At 29.6% G+C, this 22742-nt stretch carries 27 protein-coding genes; 4 read left to right on the forward strand and 23 right to left on the reverse strand.

Annotated elements, in window-relative coordinates:
• From purL to trkA, 7 genes are all read right to left on the reverse strand, one after another.
• The coding region (purL, locus tag SVN78_01780; GenBank protein MDY6820332.1) for a phosphoribosylformylglycinamidine synthase subunit PurL at window positions 1–1920 on the reverse strand (1920 nt) is incomplete at its 3' end.
• An 8-nt stretch (window positions 1921–1928) separates the two neighbouring features.
• Entirely contained in the window at window positions 1929–2624 is a 696-nt protein-coding gene (gene purQ, locus SVN78_01785) for a phosphoribosylformylglycinamidine synthase I (protein MDY6820333.1), read from the reverse strand.
• 1 nt (window position 2625) lies between these two features.
• Complete coding sequence (gene purS / locus SVN78_01790; GenBank protein ID MDY6820334.1) at window positions 2626–2892, reverse strand: phosphoribosylformylglycinamidine synthase subunit PurS; 267 nt, start codon at window positions 2890–2892, stop codon at window positions 2626–2628.
• A complete protein-coding gene (locus SVN78_01795) occupies window positions 2892–3566 on the reverse strand; it encodes a GntR family transcriptional regulator (GenBank protein ID MDY6820335.1) in 675 nt (224 codons plus the stop codon). Before SVN78_01795 ends, purS begins: the two co-directional genes overlap by 1 nt.
• Window positions 3567–3632: 66 nt before the next feature.
• Window positions 3633–4049 carry a hypothetical protein gene (locus SVN78_01800; GenBank protein ID MDY6820336.1) on the reverse strand — a complete coding sequence of 139 codons (417 nt, stop codon included), beginning with the start codon at window positions 4047–4049 and terminating at the stop codon, window positions 3633–3635.
• 93 nt (window positions 4050–4142) lie between these two features.
• On the reverse strand, window positions 4143–5594 hold the full coding sequence (locus SVN78_01805; protein MDY6820337.1) for a TrkH family potassium uptake protein: 1452 nt from the start codon (window positions 5592–5594) through the stop codon (window positions 4143–4145).
• Between the two features lie 3 nt (window positions 5595–5597).
• Window positions 5598–6935 carry a Trk system potassium transporter TrkA gene (gene trkA, locus SVN78_01810; GenBank protein ID MDY6820338.1) on the reverse strand — a complete coding sequence of 446 codons (1338 nt, stop codon included), beginning with the start codon at window positions 6933–6935 and terminating at the stop codon, window positions 5598–5600.
• 142 nt (window positions 6936–7077) lie between these two features.
• Here trkA and SVN78_01815 point away from each other — a divergent pair, with 142 nt between their 5' ends.
• Window positions 7078–7317: a hypothetical protein gene (locus SVN78_01815; GenBank protein MDY6820339.1), complete on the forward strand. Its 240-nt coding sequence runs from the start codon at window positions 7078–7080 to the stop codon at window positions 7315–7317.
• A gap of 15 nt (window positions 7318–7332) precedes the next feature.
• On the opposite strand, the gene truA is transcribed toward SVN78_01815, so the two are convergent.
• Genes truA through lnt form a run of 4 tightly spaced genes read right to left on the reverse strand, consistent with a single transcriptional unit; the run spans window position 7333 to window position 10551 of the window.
• Window positions 7333–8043 (reverse strand): tRNA pseudouridine(38-40) synthase TruA, encoded by a 711-nt coding sequence (truA, locus tag SVN78_01820; GenBank protein ID MDY6820340.1) that lies wholly within the window; start codon window positions 8041–8043, stop codon window positions 7333–7335.
• Window positions 8033–8755 (reverse strand): energy-coupling factor transporter transmembrane protein EcfT, encoded by a 723-nt coding sequence (locus tag SVN78_01825; GenBank protein ID MDY6820341.1) that lies wholly within the window; start codon window positions 8753–8755, stop codon window positions 8033–8035. Before SVN78_01825 ends, truA begins: the two co-directional genes overlap by 11 nt.
• A gap of 46 nt (window positions 8756–8801) precedes the next feature.
• Window positions 8802–9011: a twin-arginine translocase TatA/TatE family subunit gene (gene tatA / locus SVN78_01830; GenBank protein ID MDY6820342.1), complete on the reverse strand. Its 210-nt coding sequence runs from the start codon at window positions 9009–9011 to the stop codon at window positions 8802–8804.
• A 22-nt stretch (window positions 9012–9033) separates the two neighbouring features.
• Window positions 9034–10551, reverse strand: a complete 1518-nt coding sequence (gene lnt / locus SVN78_01835; GenBank protein MDY6820343.1) for an apolipoprotein N-acyltransferase — start codon at window positions 10549–10551, stop codon at window positions 9034–9036.
• Between the two features lie 13 nt (window positions 10552–10564).
• Between lnt and SVN78_01840 the strand changes: the two genes are divergently transcribed.
• Together SVN78_01840 and SVN78_01845 are read left to right on the forward strand one after the other, a co-directional pair.
• On the forward strand, window positions 10565–10921 hold the full coding sequence (locus SVN78_01840; GenBank protein ID MDY6820344.1) for an STAS domain-containing protein: 357 nt from the start codon (window positions 10565–10567) through the stop codon (window positions 10919–10921).
• Window positions 10914–12743, forward strand: coding sequence for an alpha-amylase family glycosyl hydrolase (locus tag SVN78_01845; protein MDY6820345.1), 1830 nt, complete (start codon window positions 10914–10916; stop codon window positions 12741–12743). The genes SVN78_01840 and SVN78_01845 overlap by 8 nt, the downstream gene beginning before the upstream one ends.
• Here SVN78_01845 and tsf read toward each other — a convergent pair whose 3' ends face one another.
• The 11 genes from tsf to ectA form a co-directional block, all read right to left on the reverse strand.
• The gene (tsf, locus tag SVN78_01850; protein MDY6820346.1) at window positions 12744–13340 is read right to left on the reverse strand and encodes a translation elongation factor Ts; all 597 of its coding nucleotides are present in this window, start codon (window positions 13338–13340) and stop codon (window positions 12744–12746) included. It abuts the gene before it with no gap.
• Window positions 13340–14146: a 30S ribosomal protein S2 gene (gene rpsB / locus SVN78_01855; protein ID MDY6820347.1), complete on the reverse strand. Its 807-nt coding sequence runs from the start codon at window positions 14144–14146 to the stop codon at window positions 13340–13342. Before rpsB ends, tsf begins: the two co-directional genes overlap by 1 nt.
• A 210-nt stretch (window positions 14147–14356) precedes the next feature.
• Complete coding sequence (locus tag SVN78_01860) at window positions 14357–14842, reverse strand: GNAT family N-acetyltransferase (protein ID MDY6820348.1); 486 nt, start codon at window positions 14840–14842, stop codon at window positions 14357–14359.
• A 1-nt stretch (window position 14843) separates the two neighbouring features.
• Entirely contained in the window at window positions 14844–15698 is an 855-nt protein-coding gene (gene speB / locus SVN78_01865) for an agmatinase (protein MDY6820349.1), read from the reverse strand.
• Between the two features lie 9 nt (window positions 15699–15707).
• On the reverse strand, window positions 15708–16253 hold the full coding sequence (locus SVN78_01870; protein MDY6820350.1) for an arginine decarboxylase, pyruvoyl-dependent: 546 nt from the start codon (window positions 16251–16253) through the stop codon (window positions 15708–15710).
• A complete protein-coding gene (locus tag SVN78_01875; GenBank protein MDY6820351.1) occupies window positions 16250–17287 on the reverse strand; it encodes a deoxyhypusine synthase in 1038 nt (345 codons plus the stop codon). The genes SVN78_01870 and SVN78_01875 overlap by 4 nt, the downstream gene beginning before the upstream one ends.
• Before the next feature lie 90 nt (window positions 17288–17377).
• The gene (locus SVN78_01880) at window positions 17378–18064 is read right to left on the reverse strand and encodes an MnmC family methyltransferase (protein MDY6820352.1); all 687 of its coding nucleotides are present in this window, start codon (window positions 18062–18064) and stop codon (window positions 17378–17380) included.
• On the reverse strand, window positions 18065–19336 hold the full coding sequence (locus SVN78_01885; protein ID MDY6820353.1) for a radical SAM protein: 1272 nt from the start codon (window positions 19334–19336) through the stop codon (window positions 18065–18067).
• A 48-nt stretch (window positions 19337–19384) separates the two neighbouring features.
• Complete coding sequence (locus SVN78_01890) at window positions 19385–19780, reverse strand: ectoine synthase (GenBank protein ID MDY6820354.1); 396 nt, start codon at window positions 19778–19780, stop codon at window positions 19385–19387.
• A complete protein-coding gene (ectB, locus tag SVN78_01895) occupies window positions 19780–21054 on the reverse strand; it encodes a diaminobutyrate--2-oxoglutarate transaminase (protein MDY6820355.1) in 1275 nt (424 codons plus the stop codon). The genes SVN78_01890 and ectB overlap by 1 nt, the downstream gene beginning before the upstream one ends.
• Window positions 21055–21119: 65 nt before the next feature.
• Window positions 21120–21590 carry a diaminobutyrate acetyltransferase gene (ectA, locus tag SVN78_01900; GenBank protein ID MDY6820356.1) on the reverse strand — a complete coding sequence of 157 codons (471 nt, stop codon included), beginning with the start codon at window positions 21588–21590 and terminating at the stop codon, window positions 21120–21122.
• A 198-nt stretch (window positions 21591–21788) separates the two neighbouring features.
• Here ectA and SVN78_01905 point away from each other — a divergent pair, with 198 nt between their 5' ends.
• On the forward strand, window positions 21789–22034 hold the full coding sequence (locus SVN78_01905; GenBank protein MDY6820357.1) for a hypothetical protein: 246 nt from the start codon (window positions 21789–21791) through the stop codon (window positions 22032–22034).
• Between the two features lie 57 nt (window positions 22035–22091).
• Here SVN78_01905 and SVN78_01910 read toward each other — a convergent pair.
• Window positions 22092–22742: NfeD family protein (locus SVN78_01910; protein MDY6820358.1), on the reverse strand; the 651-nt coding region annotated here is incomplete at its 5' end.

Raw genomic sequence — 22742 nt, forward strand, 5'->3', positions numbered from 1 at the left:
TAAAACTAAATTATCACTTGCCAATTTTTGCATAATCTTTATTAAATTTTTAACCTTTTCTAAATCAATATGGGGAATATCACAATCATTAAAAACGCCAATATACTTAGATATTAAGCTACCTCCTATACTGCCACTATTTTTTCCTAAAAGAGCTATAGAGCTATCTTTTTGTTTAAAAAATGATATATTATTGTCAATACTGTTGCGCAAAATTTTACCTACAGCAACTATATTTGGCGTTGGATATATGTTACCTTCTATACTGTTTGGTTTATACTCATTTAAATTTTGAGGGAGCGTTTCATTATAAAAACTTACATTTCCGCTAACTATAGGCACATTAAAATAGTCACAACTATCTCTCATACCCTCAATAACTTTAACAAATTGCCACATCACAAACCTATTATCTGGATTTCCAAAATTAAGACAATTGGTTATACCAACCGGCTCTGAACCGGCCACTGAAATATTTAAAAGTGCTTCGCTGACAACATGTTTTGCTCCCTCATAAGGATTTATATAGCACATCCTTCCGTTACTATCTGAAGAAATAGCCAGAAAAACATTCTCTACACTCTTTATTCTAACAACTGAAGCATCAGCTCCAGGTAAAACTACTGTATTTGTCCTAACCATATGGTCATATTGCTCATAGATCCACTTTTTAGTGCAAATATTGGGGTCTCTAACTAATCTATCAAATAAATAATAACAATCTATTTCATTCTTTAAATCAACATTATCTGACAACTTGTCTACATAAATCGGTTTAGAAAAATCCTTTGCATAAACTGGTTCATACTTGTCAAGTTCTTTGATAGGTATATCAGCAACAATGTTGCCCCTCCATTTAATTTTCACACTCTTTTCAGGAGTAGCTTTTCCTAGTTCCACAGCATCTAAATCCCACTTATTAAAAATCTCTTTCACCCTATCCAAATTATTATCAGCTACTATAACAAGCATCCTCTCTTGAGACTCAGAAAGCATAATCTCATAAGGGTTCATCCCCTCTTCCCTAAGAGGAACATTATCTAATTCTATTTGGGCACCAATACCACTCTTTAATGCTAGTTCAAATATTGAGCTAGTTAGACCTGCTGCCCCCATATCCTGCAATCCAACTACTAAATCCTTTTCAACTAATTCAATACAGGCCTCTAAAAGTAGTTTTTCAGTAAAGGGATCGCCAATCTGAACATTTATGCGTTTAGATTCACTATCATCATCAAAACTTTTAGATGCCATTGAAGCCCCATGGATCCCATCTCGCCCAGTTTTTGCTCCCACATACAATATTTTATTGCCGATATCACCCAAGCTTGCCTTTTTTATATGTTTTTTATCTACCAAACCAAGAGCAAAAACATTTACTAGAGGATTCTTTGTATATACCTCATCAAAGTTTGTCTCTCCACCTACAACAGGAATACCCATACAGTTACCATAATCTGCTATACCTTCAACCACTTTATCTACTAAATATTTATTATGGCTATCATCTAAAAGACCAAAGCTTAAAGAATCCATTAGTAATTCGGGCCTAGCCCCCATTGCAAAAATATCCCTTAAAATCCCTCCAACCCCCGTAGCCGCACCTTGATAAGGCTCAATGTATGAAGGATGATTATGGCTTTCCACTTTAAAAACTGCACATAAATCATCTTTAATTCTCACAACTCCAGCGTTCTCGCCAGGACCTAAGAGAACATTTTCACCCTTTGTAGGTAATTTTTTCAAATGTATTTTACTACTTTTATAACTACAATGTTCACTCCACAAAGCCGATATCATAGCCATTTCAAGGAAGTTAGGTTTCCTCTTAAGAATTTGATGTATATTATTAAACTCTTCTTCTGTTAAACCTAGCTTTTTTGCTTCCTCTAAAGTTGCATTTATATAATTGTTATTCATTTTTATTTCTAATTAATAAAACCTATATTTTTTAATGCAGATAAGAATATGCCAAGACCATCTGTACTACCAAGCAATGCTTCAGATGCCCTCTCAGGATGGGGCATCATACCCAATATATTTCCCTTTTTATTTATAATACCTGCTATATTACCTATTGAACCATTAGGATTATAAACTTCATCTAATTCACCTTTAGAAGAACAATACTTAAACACAATTCTTCCATTTTTTTCTAATTCAATATATGAATTCTTATCAATAAAATAATTACCATCTTTATGTGCAATAGGTATATGCAATATATTCTTATCAAGATCCTTTACAAAGATATTTTCATGATCAGTAACTTTTATATGTACATATTTACATATAAACTTTAAATTCTTGTTTCTAATAAAGGCCCCAGGCAATAAGCCTGTTTCAACAAGCACTTGAAAACCATTGCAAATACCAATTATATAACCACCCTTTTCGGCATAATTGTAGATTGCCTCCATAATGGGAGATAATTTTGCTATACTACCGCATCTTAAATAATCCCCATAACTAAAACCACCTGGGATTATTAATAAATCAATATCCTTTAAAGAACTATCTTTATGCCATATATAGCTAGTATCTACACCTATTATATGGCTAAAAACATAAAAACAATCCTCGTCACAATTAGAACCAGGGAAGACTATTATACCAACTTTCAAGTTATTCCACTAATTTTTCTATTCTATAATCCTCAATAATAGGATTAATAAGGATTTTATGAACTAATCTTTCTATTTTTCCATCCAATGCTTCAGTTTTATTTTGGATCTTATCTTCAACCTCTATATCATAAATTTTACCAACTCTTACATCGTTAACTTTTAAATCCATATTTAAATGTTTGACCCTGTCTATTGCCGATTTGATTGCTTGCCCCTCAGGGTCTAATACTCCTTTTTTTCGCGTTATAAATACCCTATATTTCATTATAGACCCTGCCTAGCATATATATTTTTTATAAATTGCCAACCCCTATACACATGTTTTTCAACAACTTTTTCAATTTTATTTTTATCCCCATTTTTCAAAGCATTTAATATATCATTATGTTCTTCGATAACCTCATTAATGCGCTCTTTTACATTAAATGATACAGCTGTTGCTCTACTAAACTCAGCTTGTATATCTTTTAGTATCCTAGAAAGCCTTTTGTTACCAGATTTTTCAATAATATAAGAATGAAATCTACTATTTATATCAATTAAACTTGAAATATTTTCTGTGTTCTTTAAGTTAATTAATTTCTCATTGAGTTTATTAAGATAATCTAAATCATCTTCATTGATATGATCTATTGCTAAGCTCATTGCTAATGATTCTAATCTATATTTTAACAGAAATATTTCCTCTATATCTGACACTTTCAATGTAGTTACCTTTGCACCTCTGCGTGGTAATATCTCAACAAACCCTTCTCTCTCTAATATTCTTAAGGCCTCTCTTATAGGTGTTCTGCTAAAGCCCAATTTTTCTGCAATCTCAGTTTCTGTAATCCTTTTGCCAGGCAAATACTCACCTTCTAAAATTTTTTTCCCTATGAGATTGGCAATCTTTTCACTTAATGTTGTATCATCTATATTTTTACTATTTTTATCTATCATAGGTTTTATTGTATACAATCTTATTGATTATTTTGCAATAAAAAATTTATTATATTCAATTATTTATTAAGGTAAAAACAAAGTAACACTATCCTTGTAACTCCTATATACATCCATAGATTGTTCACTGTCAAATAGCAAAAAACTATCTTCATCAACAGGGATGTATTCATAGTTAACATATATTTTATCTATATCACTATTCAACTGTAAATTAGTATACTTTACACTTCGATTTTTTAAGTTGCCAAGATCAATATATTTTGCCAATCTATAAGGCCCATCAATATAAAAATATAGACTTAAATTCTTTAGATAATTACCCGATATGTTCTTTACACCCATAGATACATTAACTTTATCACCTTTTTTATCTGCATTATAATAGATTAACAATATATTACTTTTAGCTGTATATTTATATTGCTCTCTAAGGGTGCTATCTCTTACAAAATTAAAAGATTTACTGCAAGAGGTAAACATTATAATTATAAAAGAAATAATCAAATAATTAATTAAATTTTTCATATAAATTAATAATTATAATTTAATTAAAATTAAATTATATTCAATAAATTATTTTTTCCAGAAAAATGGAAATAGTAGTATAAACACCGTATACAACTCAAGTCTCCCTAAAATCATAAGAAATGATAAAATCCATTTAACATAATCAGGATAAAAACTATAATTTTTTGTTGGTCCTACCAAACCTAAACCAGGCCCTATGTTACCTAATGTGGCTAAAACTGAGGTTAAAGACGTTTTTAAGTCAACACCAGCTGTAGAAATTATAGCAGTAAATAATATCGCAATTATAATATATAAAAAGCAAAAAGCAGAAATTGCATAAACAATGTCTTTTTTTACAGCTATACCATTAATCTTGAAAGCAAAAACCCCCTTTGGATGTATAATAAATTTCATCTCATTTACTGCTTGCCTTAATAATGTAATAATCCTTATTACTTTAATGCCACCACCTGTAGATCCAGATGAGGCACCAATAAACATCAACAAAAAAAGTATACTTTGACTAAAGTAAGGCCAATCTTCATAATTAAAAGAGCTAAATCCTGTAGTTGTCATAATTGTTGCAGCTTGAAAAAAAGCATATCTTAAAGAATCAAAAATATTGTGGTAAGTACTAAAATAAAGATTACAAAATAAAAATATTGAACAGGTAAACAGAATTAACAGATATGCTTTAAACTCAGTGTTAAGTAGAATTTTTTCAAACCTAAATAAGATAAGTCTATAATAAATAGTAAAATTTACGCCCGCTGCTATCATAAAAATAGTAATAATTAATTCAATATAACTAGAATTAAATCCTTCAACACTATTATTTTTTGTTGAAAAACCACCAGTAGCAACCGTTGAAAAGGAATGTGTTATGGAATCAAAAAAATTTAATCCCCCAAGCATTAAAAAGAACACCTCAACAAATGTAATAATTACATAAATAGCCCACAATAACTTAGCTGTATCCTTTATGCGAGGTGTTAATCTATCTACAGTTGGTCCTGGCAGCTCTGCTTTTACTAACTGCAACCCCCCAACACCTAAAATTGGCAAAATTGCAACAGTTAAGACTATTATACCCATACCTCCTATCCAATGAGTCAAAGACCTCCAAAAGAGTATAGATTTTGGCATATCTTCTACATTATTCAGAATAGAGGCACCAGTTGTTGTAAATCCCGATACAGATTCAAAAAAAGCATTACAAAAATTTGATATGCTACCTGATAAAAAATACGGCAATGCCCCAACAATTGACATCAACAACCAACATAAAAAAACCAATAAAAACCCGTCTCTGACCGTTAAATACTCCTCAGAAACATTTCTTAATATAAATAATAAGATCATACTCAAACAAAACATTGATAAAGAAAATAATAAAAAATAATTTAAAAACATATATTCTCTATAATATAATGCAACAAACACAGGCATAGCCATAAATATAGAGAGTACAAAAAGGAGTTTTAATAAAATTTTAAATATTAATCTAGGATGCATATGCTATGAAATTAAATCTTCAATTCTATTTATAGCTTCTCTTTTTGCAAATATCACAATATTATCACCCTCTTTTAAAACAAAATTTCCATCAGGTATATAATTATTATTACCCCTATTTATTGAAATAATAAGGGAAGAGCTTGGCAAATCAAGCCTCTTTAAAGATTTACCAACAAGAACACTATCTTTAGAGATTGTATATTCAATGGCTTCAGCCTTCCCATTAAATATTGTATAAATACTTTTAATATGGCCTCGCCTTATGTACTTTAATATAGCATTTACTGAGCTTGACTTTGGGCTAACTGTAGCATCAAGCCCTAATTGATTTGACATTGAGATATAGTTCTGTTTATCAACCAAGGCAATTGCCCTTTTTATACCCACAGTTTTACCATAAATTGCACTTAGTATATTTAATTCCTCGTTCTCTGTTGTAGTTATAATAAGATCAAAAACTTTTAGATTTTCTTCTTCAAATATCCCTTCGCTTGTTATATTGTCATTAATAACAGTCAATTTACTATATTTTTCTGAGAATATCTTACAGATTTCATAATCTTTATCAATTAATTTAACATTTATATCTAAATTTAATAATTTAGAGATAACTATCTCACCAATAGTTGTTCCACCAACAATAACGACATTCTTTAGCCTCTTAAAAGAAACACCCCCTTTTATAAATAAAGGATCTAAATCCCTTCTTTCACCTATAATATATAGCATATCCCCTTCAATAATTTTTGTTTTCCCTGAGGGAATAATAATGTTATCTCCTCTTTGAATCCCAGCTACAATATAATTACCACTGTAGTATTCTTTAAGCTCCCTCAAACTTTTTCCCTTTAACATTGATTCGCTTTTAATATATAAGCACCTCATTTGAACATCTCTATTGAATAAAAATACATCGCTAATTGCACCCTCTTCTATAACATTTAAAATATTATTTGCAGCCTCTAACTCTGGATTAACAACATAATCTATACCACCAATCTTTTTCTTTAATAATTTAGTTTTCTCATATGCTATCTTTTTTATACGTGTTATCACTTTACTTACATTAAACTCACTATCAATTATCAAAGAAGATATTAGGTTTACTTCATCAGAATCTGTAAGGGCAAGGAATATGTCAACCTTTTCAATAGAGATATCTTTTAATACATTTAAGTCAGTGCCATCGCCATAAATTACCATACAATCAAGTCTATTATTTGCACTCTTAACCTTATCTAAATTTTTCTCGATAAGGACAACATTACGTCCTTCATTTATTAGTTGTTTTGCAACATTAAAACCTACTTCACCAGCACCTAAGATAATTATTTTCATAAATAATTATATATTATTAATCGAGTATAAGTTCAATTGTTAAAAATATAAAAAATAATTAAAATCTAGCTAGAAAATATTTTACTTTGACAAACAATTAATTATGATTTATTTTAAATTAATATAATTACAGGGGTTTAATATGCGTGAAGAATATTTGGAAATAAAAAAAGAGCTAACATTACTAAAAGATGAGCATGAATATCTAAATAGTGATGAGAAAGAGAAATTAAGAGAATTAGAGGCTAAAGAGAAAGAACTGAAAAACAAATTAGATAAAAAAGATTTAGAGATAGTTGATCAAGCTTTTGCTAATTGGCTAAAGAGATATTTAGAGTTAACAACAAAGATTAAGATAAAACCAGGAGAAGATTGTAACTAATATTGTTCAATTTATTCAATATACTACTTTTTTTAGATATAAACCCTGTGATGGTGCTGCGTAAATAGCTTTTTGCAAGTTATTAGTGTTTTTATCCCCTGCAGCTGTTTTAACAACAGATCCTACAATGAGCCTGACCATTTTTCTTAAAAATCCACTAGCCTCAATATCTATATTAATAATCTTATCTTTCATATAAATCTCTATCATGTATATCTCTCTTTCAGTGCTCCTATAAAATTTACTACCCTTACAAAAATACTTAAAATCTCTTTTACCTATAAATTTTTTAAACAAATATTCTAACAAGTTCAATGACAATTCACTTTTAACCCACCATACTCTATCATATAAAAGGGCTGACCTTATCTTATTATTATAAATTTTATAATTATATACCTTAGATTTTGCATCATATTGAGCATGAAAATTTAGCATAACATCCTCAACACTTTTTATAACAACATCATTAGGCAGTAGTGAATTCAAACCAGCTAGAAGATTGTCATTTTCTATATATTTTTCATTTTTAAAATTAAAGACCTGCCCTTCTGCATGAACCCCACTGTCAGTCCTTCCTGCGCCAAATATTTTTATCTTCCTTTTGTATATTCTCTCCAATACTTGCTCTAATACATATTGTACTGTTCTTGCATTTTTCTGCACTTGCCAACCATAAAAATTACTCCCATTATACTCTACAACACATTTCTTATTATACAACAAATATGCCACCTAAGAATATTATTAGAAGAAAAAGAATAGTACAATCTACAAACTTTGGACTATCAAGTTTTAGTACTTCTCCAATGACACCATTTTCAGGTAATGAGAGAGTTAGTTGTTCGCTATAATAGAAAATTCTAAAGATTAAAGGCATTATATATCTTTTTACTAAATTTAATCTCTCTAATCTATTTTTTACAGCGTAGGGCCTAAAGTTGTTTACTAGCTTTATATTGTTTAATTCCTCAAAAAGCATTGGTATAAACCTAATTGCAATTAATAATGACAAGACAAGCTCTTTTACATCTACACGCAATATTTTTAATGGTCTAAAAGCTAAATATAACACCTTAACAACATCTAGTGGTTTTATTGTAACTGACAACAAGGCTGATATTAAAATCATCATCAGAAATTTATAACATAAAAGTATATTATTATAAATATCACTATAACCGATTAGTTGAATTATAAAGGTGAAAAATATTAAAACATAAAATGGTTTAGCTACTAATAATATCTCACTTAATTTAATCTTTGATAGAGAGAGTAAAACTAAGAAAAATAAAGTATACAAAGCTAGACTATTAGTGCTATCAGTGTTGTTAATAACAATAATAAATATTAAAAAAAATGAAAACTTAAATAGCGGGTGAAATTTATGTATTAATGATTCCCTACTGATATACCTGCCAAAATATAGATCATTCATTTATTAAATAGATAAATAAATATATAAAAAATACCTATTTAAATTATTATTTATTCTCTTTTTCTTTTTCCTCCTTTTCTTTTTTATCACTATCTGGGGTTATATCTATTGCATTTTCTGCATCATTTGTTGCCTTCTTAAAGTTTTTTATAGCCTTACCAAGTCCTTCCCCTATTTGCGGTAGTTTTCCTGCTCCAAAAATTATCATTATTATTACCAATATTATTATTAACTCTTGTGTACCTAAACCAAACATTAGCAACCTCTATTTTTTTAATTTACTGCTTATAATCTATATAATCTTTTGTATATTTTATTGCAATAATAATTATTATTAAAAGCAACCAAGTGTATTGAAAATAATTAAATACCGAATTATATCTTGCCTTCTTTATTTCACAATTAAAATAACCCTCTTCATTAATTGACATAAAACTTTCAATCTTTCCATTAGGATCTATACATGCAGATACACCTGACTGAGCAGCCCTTATTATATATTTTGATGTTTCAGCAGCCCTAATCTTAGCAATAGCTAAATGTTGTATCCTTCCAATTGAATCACCAAACCAGCTATCATTTGTATTAATTATTAAAAAAGTTGGATTTTTCTCAATAAATTTTTGCACTAAATTTGTAAAGGCTCCCTCATAACAAATTAATGAGGCAAAATTTTTATTATCAATGTTAAAAATCTTATATTCTTTACCTTTTGTAAAAGCATCACTATCCCCAAAAAAATAGTATTTAATTGGCTTGAAGATATCTTTTAAAGGGAAAAATTCACCAAAGGGCACCAAATGAATTTTATCATATATACTTATCTCTCCCTTATTCACATAATATACGCTATTAAAATATTTGTATTTTCCCTTTCTTTCTTCAACTCTAATATTTCCAAAGACCAAGGGTTTGTTATAGGAAAGGCTTTTAATATATGCTTCTAATCCTTCATTAGCATTAAAAAAAGTTGGAAATACTGCCTCAGGTAAAACAACCAAATTGCTATGTTCCCTATAAGCTTTATCTAAAAGTGATTTTACATAATTAATTATCCTATTTTGTGAATAGATATCCCATTTAAGCTTTTGTTCATATGACGGTTGAACGACTGTAACCTTTAAATTACTGTTTATTATAGGATTAATTTTAATCAAAATAAAACCAATAAAAATAGATATTATCACAATTAAAACTGATATAAATAAATATTTTAATTGTTTATTATAAAAATATTTAAATAATAATAAATTAGTTAATATAATTATAAAACTTAAACCATATTCGCCTATCAATGAGGATATTTTTAGTATATATATATTATTATACTGGCTTTGTGCTAAATTTAACCAAGGAAAACCTGATAAAAAGCTGCCCCTGATAATCTCGAGACTTACAAATATGACAGCAAGAACCAAAGGGTTATCAATTTTTTTAAAAAAATATATGAAAATTAACCAATAAATACTCAAGTATGAAGAAAATAACAATAATATAATAACGCTTATATATACCGGTGCTCCACCATAATAACTAATTGTTGTTAAAAGCCACCTCAAAGAAATACAATAGAATATAATAGAAAATATATAAATTTTTAAATATAGCTTAGAATAATCGCTTTTTATTGCATAAAATAAAGGAGTTAGAGCAATAAAAGCAACTGGACTAATTGAATATCCAGGCATTGATAAACAGAGCAAAAATGCCGATAATAAAACTAATATATAACTATTAAACGATTTAGCTGATCTCAATAAATCTAACATTGCTATTGATTTTATAATCATATTCATATAATAAATACATATGGAAAGTAAAGGCTTATTTCTAACGGAAGAAAAAAAAGGTGTTGTAATTATATATCCACCTTCTAGGTTAGATGCAAGTGTTTCAAATGAACTAAAAGAAATTATTGCTAATTATATCTCACGTAATATATATAAATTGATAATAGATTTTAAAAACACTAAACTTATAGACTCAAGTGGTCTTGGAGCTATTGTCTCTAAGATATCAGTGTGTAGAACACACAATGGTGATGTCAGATTGTGTAATATTTCTGATAACATTAAAGAAGTTTTAAGTATAACCCACTTAGATAAAATTCTAAAAATATATAATTCACAAACTGAGTGTTTAAGCAGTTTTACTAATAATGTATAAACCAAAATATTTCTTAGATTTTCCCAATTATAGAAAAAAAATTCCTGAAATCTCTCCAAAAATAGTAAATAAAATGATTAATTATCTATCAATATTATATGGTAGTAAAATTGCAAATAAATATATATATGAACTCATTAGGCTTTTAAAGGTACACTTTGCATATAAAAGCGATGAATTAGAAGAATTTGAAGCAAATTTTGATAAAAGCAAACTATTTTCTGAAAAAGATATTATCCTGATAACATATGGTGATATAATTGTTAGCAAAGATAAAAATCCTTTATCAACAATATGCACTTTTGCAGACAACTATTTAAAAGATATATATAGTACAATTCATATTCTACCATTTTTCCCTTATTCATCAGACAGGGGTTTTGCAATCACAGATTTTAAACATGTCAATCCAGATTTGGGAACTTGGAGAGATATATATAAATTAAATAATAATTTCAATTTAATGTTTGACTTTGTTATGAACCATGTTTCATCAAAGAGTAAGTGGTTCCAAGAATACTTAAACGGACACCCTTTTTATAAATATTTTTTCACCCAATTTTCTACAAAAAACATCTTATCAGATGAACAGTTAAAATTAATAGTAAGGCCTAGAACAAGTGATTTATTTACTGAATTTGCAACAATTGAGGGAATTAAATTAGTTTGGACTACATTTAGTAGTGACCAAATTGATCTAAATTATAAAAATGTAGATGTATTAATGAAAATGATTAACACATTATTATACTATATTAGAAATGGTGCAGATATAATTAGGTTAGATGCAGTCACATATTTGTGGGAGACATTGGGCACAAATTGTACACACTTAAAGCAAACCCATATAATAATAAAACTTATAAGGCTAATATTAGAAATAGCCGCACCATATGTATTAATTATAACAGAAACAAATGTTCCTCATGAAGATAATATCAAATACTTTGGAAATGGATATGATGAAGCCCATATGGTATACAACTTTCCACTACCTCCTTTAGTTTTATACACTTATTTAAAAGAAGATTCTACCAAGCTAACGAACTGGGCTATAAACTTAGATTTTCCCTCTGATGAAGCAACTTATTTTAATATATTAGATACTCATGATGGTGTTGGTCTTTTTCCTGTAAATGAAATATTAAATGAAAATGATATTAATTTTTTGGTTTTAAAAACTTTGGAACATGGTGGTTATATATCATATAGAAAAGATTACAACGATAAAGAAGCTCCTTATGAATTAAACATAACATGGTATAGCGCTCTTAATAATGAAAACAATAAGGAGGATACAAATACTCAAATAAAAAGATATCTTTCATCACGAGCAATAGCACTTTCATTTAGGGGTATACCTGGCATATATATACATGGTTTATTTGGTTCTAAAAATGATTCTGAAGCAGTATTAATTGAAAAGGAAACAAGAAGTATTAACAGAAAAGTACTAGACGAACAAGCCCTTATTAATAAAATAGAAAGTAAGGGAAGTGTAACAAATTTGATATTTAATAATCTAGAAAAACTACTAACTATTAGGCGAAATGAACCCTTGTTTCATCCTAATAATGAACAGAAAATTCTAAATCTATCAAAAGATTTTTTCATATTAATAAGATATAATAGTTCAAGCAATATTATTTGTGTATATAATATAACTAATAGTAATACTAAAATAAATATACCATTAAAAAACATACCCAACCCATCTAATAAGTGGTTGAATATATTAGATAACAAAGAAATTCAGTCTTCTAATAGCTATATTGAGCTTACAGCTAAACCCTATGATTACTTTTGGTTAAAAGGGTGTTAATTATTCACCTAAAGCAAACCTAGCAAATCGCCTAACGTTTATATTTTCTCCAAACTTAGCTATATTTTTCTTAATAAGTTCCTCAACAGTAATCTCAGGATCTTTAACAAAATTCTGAGTTAGCAAACAGATAGATTTCTTATACTTTTCGATCTGACCTTCTACTATTTTAGGTATTATGTGATCTGGTTTACCAGATTCCTTTGCTCTCTCTATATATATCTTTTTTTCTTTTTCTATAACATCCTCAGATATCTCATTATCTGATATATACATTGGTGAGCTAGCGCATATATGCATTGCAATATCTCTAACAAGATCTCTAAATTCTTCATTTTTTGCCACAAAATCTGTCTCACAATTAACTTCTACAAGCACACCTATTTTACCACCAGCGTGGATATAACTTTCAACTAATCCTTCTTTTGTTTCCCTCGAAGATTTCTTTTCTGCATCAGATAAACCCTTTACTTTTAAATAATTTACTGCCTCTTCAATATCCCCATTTGTTTTCTCTAAAGCTTTTTTACAATCCATCATACCTGCGCCAGTTTTTTCTCTTAATTCCTTAACTTGTGAAGCACTTATATTTGCCATTAAAAATCCTCCATTGAATTATCATTATTATTATCTATTATCTCATCCACTGGGATATCCTCTTTCTGATCCTCAACTTTAGATAAATCACCTTCAACATCTTCTTCTACCATCTCTTGATCTCTTAATTGTTTACCCTCTAAAACAGCATCTGCTATTTTCTCAGCTACTAACTGACAAGCTCTAATTGCATCATCATTTCCTGGTATTGGAAAATCTACAAGCTCAGGATTGCAGTTGGTATCAACAACTGCAACAACCGGGATGCCCAATGAACTTGCTTCATTTAGAGCTATATATTCTCTTTTAATGTCTATAATAAATAAAATATCAGGCAACCTGTTCATGTCCTTGATTCCATATAAGTTCTTTTTCAATTTATTATATTCCCTTCTCAATGAGGCTGCCTCTTTTTTTCCGTAATTATTTATAAATCCACTATTAATCATCTCTTCTAACTCATTTAGCCTTTTAACTCTTGTTATAATAGTATTAAAATTTGTTAACATCCCACCTAACCATCTTTCGCTTACATATGGAGATTCACATCTTGTTGCCGCTTCTCTTATTGCATCACTTGCTTGTTTTTTTGTCCCAACAAAAAGTACAACTGCACCATTTCTTGAAGAATCTCTTACAAATTCATAGGCTTTATTAAAACATTCAACTGTTTTTTGTAAATCTATTATATATATTCCATTCTTCTTACCAAATACATAAGGTCCCATCTTAGGATCCCACCTTCTTGTCTGGTGACCAAAATGCATGCCTGCTTCCAATAAACTTTTCATATTAATGTAAGTCATATTTCCTCCAATTTTGTTTTTACCTCCACCAGCAAATTGCAACATCCTTTATTTATTAAGGACACTAGTTACAATCTATCTTTCTGGTGTGTGTATTTATTACTTTTTTTACTTAAGATAAGCTACATATCACAAAACTTTGCCAAAATCAAGGATAATTATTTAAAAACAAGTCCATCTAAATATATTTTTTCATTATAATATTACAAGTTAAATATTTTCGGTCAACTTATTTAAAACTGACTCATCAAATCTAAATTGTACCCATTCACTAAGAATGGTACCACCTAATTTTTTATAAAAATTTATTGCAGGGCTATTCCACTTTAAAGCTGACAATTCCATTCGACTGCAATTCTCTTTCTTTGCCAAACCAGCCAAAAATCTAAAAATTTCATAACCAATACCTAATCTTCTACAATCTTCATCAACATAGATATCCTCTATATAGAGGGTTGGTCTAGAGGTAAATGTAGAAAAGGTATAGAAAAAAACAGCAAAAGCAACATCCCTTTTATTATATTCAGCAATTATTACCTTGGCATATCTCTTTTGAAAAATAGCCTCCTTTAGAGACTCTTCTGTTGCTTCAACCTCTTTTTCCAATCTTTCATAACGAGCAATTTTTCTGATAAAACCTAATATTATACCTAAATCTTTTTCTGTAGCATATCGAATATTTATATTACTTCTCATATTATTTATTAATATATGACAGGGTAGTATAAATTAGTTTTGCTGCTGTGAAATTAGAAAATAATAGCTCATTGGGACATAGCTCAACAACATCAAAAGAGATAATCTTTCTAGAAGAAGCTATTCTTCTAATTATCTCAATTATGTCATACCAGCCCAACCCTCCAGGCTCAGGAGTGCCAACGGAAGGCATCTCAGAAGGGTCTAACACATCTAAATCAATTGAAATATAAACGTTCTCTTTTAATCTACCAATTAAGTTATCAAGCCATTTAGAGCTATCTTCGCACTTTATATTCTTTGCATAATATATATAATTATCATCAATATTTGTTTTTTCCGATAAATCCATACTCCTAATACCTATTTGTAAAGGTCTAATACCATAATCTAAAATCCTCTTTGATACGCATGCATGGCTAAACTTCTCACCTTCATATTCATCCCTTAAATCGGTGTGGGCATCAAATATAACAACTGATAAATTATCATACAACTCATTATATGACTTTACCAATCCAGCTGTGATAGTATGTTCGCCGCCAATAGAAACTACATATTTATTATCTTTATAGTAATCTTTAACCCTTTTATCTAGCTGAATAAAAAGACTATTGGGCTCTTCACAACATAGAGGCTCTGATGTAAATATCCCTTTTCTATAAACCTCAGATTCTGTCTCAATACAATAGAGTTCCATATTTTTTGAGGCTTCAATAATTGCCTCTGGTGCTTTCGCAGTTCCCTTTGCCCATGAAGTTGTCTTTTCATATGGGACAGGTAGAATTACAATATTAGAAGTAGTATATTCACTAAATTTGCTTTCTAGTCCGCAGAAATTATTAAAATCTTCCATTCTTAAAACCTAATCCATTAAAAATACTGCAGCAGCTATTACAAATGTCCATAACCCATTCTTGTTACCCTCTGCTGATTGGCAAACACTTTTAGTTCTAAAAATATGATTACTTGCCTCATAAATTTGCTTTCTCTCATCCCATGCTACATCAACATCAAAGGGGATACCAAGGGTTGTTGCAAGCATTGTTGCCGCTAAATCTTCAGCATAATCAGATGATTTTTTAGCTACTTCACCATAACCATGGTGTTCAGATATATAACCATAGTTATTTCTATCCTTTGGAATAGCAATACCAATAGATGATGATATTAATCTACTTGGCTCATTTGTAGCGTTTTTCGACATAACACAATATGTTATCTGTCCAGGAACCAATTCTTTTACACCAGCCTCTCTGGATATAATCTTGCAATTTGGTGGCAAAATACTTGATACATATACTAGATTACAAATTTCTATCCCAGCCGATCTTAAAGCCAACTCAAAAGAGGATAAATAATCTTTATGTATACCTAAACCCTTTGTTAAAAAGACTCTATTTGGAATCACCTCTTCACCTCCTCCAATTCCTTATTTAAGCATTTCATTTCTCTTTTTTTATAAAAACCTTTTTCATAAACATAGGATACTATAAGCGGCAACGCTATAGTTGCCTCTGCAAATACCATCTGCTGCCTCTTTATATCAACCTTCCCCCAGGAATGGGCCTCTTTCAATGTAGAACCTGATAAACCCCCATCCCTTTCATCAGCAACAGTTATCTGAATAGCATATTTATGGAGATTTACTTTACCCTCAAGGATATCACAGGCAACTGTTACATCTTGGGCAAAATTTTTAGGAACACCACCTGAAACCATAAACAAACCTGTTTCTTTAGAAGCCATTTTTAACTTCGTCAACTCTAAAAAATCTTTAACTGAATCTATAGACACTTTCTCTAAATTCTCTTTATCCCTTTCATATTGATGAAATATTAAGCCAAAACCTGCACTACAATCAGAAAAAGCAGGTACAAAAATTGGTACATCCTTTTCATAGGCAATTCTTACCACTGAATCACCACTTAAGTTATTCTCCTCAAGATATCTCCCCATATAATTTATAAATTGTCTTGATGAATAAACCCCAGGTGGCATTTTATCAGCAATTTTTTTAATTGTTAAATCACAATCCCTAAGTTCCTCTTCGTCTATATATGTATCATATATTCTATCAATATAATTTCTTAGAAGTTCTTTATCATCAACGTCGGGGCTACCAATATAATGTTTATGTCCAAGAGCTTCAAAGAAATCTTGATCCACAATTATTGCCCCAGTAGAAACAATAATATCAACCATATTATAATTAATCATATCATATACAACTTTTTTCAAACCAGCACTAAAGATTGAACCAGCTAGGGTTAAAATAACCGTACAATCATCATCCTTTAACATATCCCCATATATACTAGCAGCATTAAATAGATTTCTAGCCTGGAAAGACATATCTTTAAATTGCTCAACTATATTTACACAACTAGTTCTCTTTATATCAAAATGCCTTACCTGTTTTGATAGGAAATCTTTTTTATCCATAATAAACCTCATATATAATAATTTTAGCAACGTTAATGTATATAATTTTTTACAAAATACAATATTTTTATCTATTTTTAGACAAATTAACTAAGCTTTTACAAAAATAGAGCTTTCTGAAAAACTCCCATCTATTTTAGGCATTGAAAAAGCTTTAAAACCAGCTTTTTCAAAATCTTCTATAATTTTCTTAGACGATGCATAGGTCACAACTTTTCCTCTAACATTTAATAAACTATATAAAATTCTATACATGTTATAATACCATAACCCAGGATTATTTTTACTACTAAAGGGATCAAAAAATATAATATCAAAAGTTAAATTACAATTTTTAATAAAATCACATATATCTTGTATGTACAATTCTAGGTAAATATTTTCATGCTTTTTTTGGGTAATTAATTTTCGTAAAAGATCAAAACCCTCATAGGGCCATAAAAAATAGCTTTTCTTTATTATCTCCAAAAGAGAGGCATCTTTTTCAATAGATACAATGAACAACCTTTTTCTCTGAGGTATTTTTAAAATATAATACAACAATACTGCAAGATTATAACCAGCACCAAGAAACATATCTAATAATAATACATCTTTTTCTCTTATAAGATCTTCAACCCGCGAGGCTCTAACAAATTTATGTAAACTCTCAGTAAATGCCCCAATTGATTTAGCACGATAGGCTTCATTATAGTCCAAACTATAGAAAGTAATTGAACTATCAGAGGTGTATACTAATTTTTTACCTTTATATAAGGTAGAGGGCAGGCTTTTCATCTATAGGCTAAGTTTATATAATTCTTTATAAAACTGTGATTTAGGCCTGTTAAAATAACCATGTTGCAAATGCTTATACTTTCTCTTAAGCCTTTTTAAGAGATTTTTTAGGCCCAATATCTCATCTTTTTTTAATTTAATATTATCAAAGAGCAAATATTTATCTATATTTAAATTCCTCCACTGAATCAAATCTATTCTATAATTATCCAGAAGCTTTTCTAAAGCTTTAATCTCTTCTAATCTATCAGTTATTCCAGGAAAAACTAATAGATTTAAACTCAAAAATACATCACTATTACTCATAATATCTAAAGATTTTAAAACATCTTCAAAGCTATAATCAGCAGGTTTATGGTATACATTATATAAATAATTATCTGCACTAAATAGAGTAACCCTAATACTATCAATACCAGCATCAATCAATTGTTTAATCTTTTCTGGCTTTGAACAATTTGAGTTAAAATTAATTGTTATATTTTTATTCTTAGCTTTTATTTCTTTTACAGCTTTACATATCACATCTACCACCATTATTGGATCGCCCTCACAACCTTGTCCAAAACTAACTAAGGTATCCTTTTCATTGTCACCGTGATATAAAGCAACTTCTACAATCTCTTTAGCAGTCGGTGTAAAAGTAAGCCTATTATGAGGAACAACTAAATGTCTATCACTAAATGATATACAGCCTAAACATGAACAATTACACCTGTTAGAAGTAGGGATTGGAGCCTCGTATTGACCAAGAAAAAAATTTTTAGCTGCAGTACATCCGTATTCTAATGCACATTTTGATAATTGATTAACTATTTTATTGTTTTCAAACTTTTTCAATACTGGCTTTACAACATTTACAAAATTAGGTGTAAAATCATAGTTTGCTGGGTTCCATTTACTATCATCATCAATCTTTATCGCAGGAACAACAAGTTTATCACCCTTGGCGGCTATATGGCAATAAGCATAAAAAGGTAAATATTTACTACCTTCTTTTCTTTTATAAGCTGGCAAATAGAGTCTTAAATAACCAGGTGGCAAAAAAGCCGATAGTGAATTACCCTTTTTTATATTCTCTATATGCATTCTCTTTTTATTATAACCTAAAGGAATGCTATCAGGTATATAGAAAATTTTACTAGTATTAGGTATATCTATATAATCATTTTCTGGGGGAACGAAATCAAATTCGGCAGTAGTTGCAACAGTATAATAACTTGGTTCATCTATTATAGAACCGTCTTTAGCAGCATAAACCAAATTAAGCATATTTTATAAATTAATAAATTACCTTGAATATGCAATAACTTATAAGCACTACTCCTCTAATAATGGATAACTGCCGTCCTCATCGTGATCTTCTCTTCCAACAAGTGGTGGGTTAAAAACACAGATTAACCTCAAATCACTAGTTGTTGCTCTAAGCAAGTGTTTGTCATGGTTATTTAAGGCATACATTGTTCCATCATTTATAGGATAAACTTTCCCCGTTGCTAAATCCTCTATTTCACCTTCACCACCCACACAATATACTGCTTCATAATGGTTTTTATACCAAATCAATGTTTCTGTGCCTGCAAAAATGATTGTTTCATGAAATGAAAAACCTAGACCATCCTTTTTTAATAAAAATCTCCTACTTAACCAAGTACCTTTCTTAGCATAAATTTCATCTTCTGTTCCTTTGATGTCATTTACATGTTTTACAATCATTAAAACTCACCTCTCATTTTTTTCTCTTTTTCTTCAATTAATTCACCTATGCTTTCATCAACTATATTTAAGCCCTCTTCTAATATATTATCCTCTATTATAAGAGGAGGCAAAAATTTCATTATTTGATTGTAGGCTCCTGCCAATTCAATCACTAAACCCTTTTCAAAGCATTTTGTTGATACCTCAGATGCAAAATTCCTCTCTGGCAGCTCAAGACCGTATATCATACCTCTTCCTCTAACTTTTGCATTAGCAGAAGGATACTTTTGGGCAATATCATTTAACCTCTTTTCTAAAATCTTTGACTTTAATTTAACAGCTTTACTTAAATCATCATTATCCCAATAAGACAGTGCTGCAGTTGAGGCAACAAAGGCTAAATTATTCCCTCTAAAAGTACCTGTGTGCTCACCTGGTTTCCACTGATCAAGCTCAGGCCTCATTAAAACCAGTGCAAGAGGTAATCCAGCACCAATAGCCTTAGATAAGGTAACAATATCCGGTGTTATACCAGATTCCTCAAAACTAAAGAAATCACCTGTTCTGCCATTTCCCACCTGTATATCATCTATTATCAATAAGATATCAAACTCTCTGCATAGACTTTCAATTCCAGCCAACCATTCAGGAGTAGCTACATTAACACCACCCTCAGCTTGTACCGTTTCCAATATAAAAGCTGCCGGCAAATCAAGGCCACTACTTGGATCCTCAAGAAACTTCCTTATGTAGTCAACTGTGTTTATATCTTTACCAAAATAACCATCAAAAGGCATAAATGATACATTAGTCCTACTAATATAGGCCTCATCTCTATAAAAGGCATTTCCAGTTAAAGCAAGCGAGCCCATAGTTAAACCATGAAATGCATTTGTAAAGGCTACAATATTAGAGCGCCCTTTTACCATCCTTGCTATCTTAATAGCAGTTTCAACTGCATTTGTACCAGTTGGGCCTGTAAATTGTATCTTATATTCAAGGTTTCTTGGTGATAAAATTGTTTCATAAAATTTGTTGAGAAAGTTCTTTTTAGCTGTTGTTGCAAGATCTAAGCCATGGAGAACACCATCATTTTGAACATATTCGATAATAGCCTTTGATATTCTATCATTGTTGTGCCCATAATTCAAAGTCCCAGCACCAGCAAAAAAATCAATAAATTTATTATCCTGTTGATCGTATAAAAAAGCACCCTTAGATTTCTCAAATATAGTTGGAAATGAACGTATATATCCCCTCACCTCTGATTCTAGATTGTTAAATACTCTCATACCTGATTCTCCAATTTTTTTTGAACTATGTTCCATAATTTACCCCCTAAATTTTTAATAATTATTTATCTTATAGGGCCTATATTAAAGAGATATTCATCTTCATGAATACCATTGGAACCAAAATACTTGCCCTTGAAATAAAGAGAGGTTCTACACTTAGTATTATAGATTTCAGCTAACTTTCTAAATAATCTCTCTGAAGCTTTATTTGAAGGTGTAACTGTTGCATGTATAAACTTTATATCCCTATTATATGATCTATTTAATATATTATCTATAATTTTTGGGGCAAGGCTTCTACCCCTCATAGAAGCATCAACTGCAACTTGCCAAACAAAAAGAGCGTCTTCTTTTACAGGTGGTCTATATCCTGACACAAATCCAATAACTTTACCCACATCATTTAAAGCAACAACAGAGGTTTTCCTAAAATGAGTACAAAAAAGCATATAAGAATACTTAGAATTTAAATCAAGGGGTTTAGAATTTTTAATTAATTCCCATATACCATATGAATCATTAAGTTTTGGCAATCTTATTGTTATATCACTAATTTTTATATCCTTTTATTTATTACTGACGACTATATACATTTAGCCTTAATGAGCAGTGTTTATTGATGATAACAAAATGAGTTTATTTGTAAACCCCTAAATAATATTAATAAAATAATCATAACTAAATTACAGAATTAACTAGACATTAAGAATAAATATTTTAGTATATTATCTATGGCACACAGATGGTGTGAGAATTGTAAAAAAGTAGTTAGTACAGAAAAAATCACCTATAAACCAGGGCTTTTTCTAGCTCTGTCATTATTAATATTTTTTATGCCTATAATAGGAACCTTTATAGGTATACCAGCTTTGATTCTATCAATTATATGGTGGATATATACACCTTCGGTATGTAGCGAATGTGGTAGCAGAAATTTGAAAAAGCTAGATATAGCCGATATTTATCAGAAAAAATAAAAATATAAAAAATTGCTTAACTAAAATAAGATTAACTTTTATTATTTATAGGCATACTCATTCAACAATAAGATACATATCCTTAAAATCAACAATATTAACGATGTCGTCTTTATTATAATTTAAATCCTGATTTTTACCTATAGCATCCCATATCTCACCATCTATCATAACCTTACCTCTGCCATCAGACCATTTAATAACTTTTGCTCTTTTGCCAATAAATTTCTCCAATCCAACAACTGATCTCTTTCTCATATCCCTGAAAACTAAAAATCCAATTGACAAAATAGTTATAACAAAAATTGATATAATAATTATGATTAGAGGCATTGAGACTCTCAAACCCATAGTACCTTCTCTCTCAAAAAATAGATATAAACCTGATGCTAAAGCTATAATAGCTGACAATGTTAAAAGGCCAAAAGATGGGATAAAAACCTCTGCAATTACTAGTGCAATACCAGCTAAAATTAAAAGCAAAGCCAAATAATTTATTGGAATTATACTAATACCAATTAAAAATAATATAATACAAGTAATGCCCAAAGCTGCAAATATAAACGTTCCTGGCATCTTAATTTCAAGGAAGATAGCCAATATCCCTGCTAATAATAATAGTACAATAATATTTGGATCACTTAGGAAAAAGGCTATTTTTTCTAACGAGGTTGTTTTAATGGGTTTTAATTCGTATTCTTTCCCATA

The organism is Deferribacterota bacterium, assembly GCA_034189185.1.
Taxonomy (GTDB): Bacteria; Chrysiogenota; Deferribacteres; order Deferribacterales; family UBA228; genus UBA228.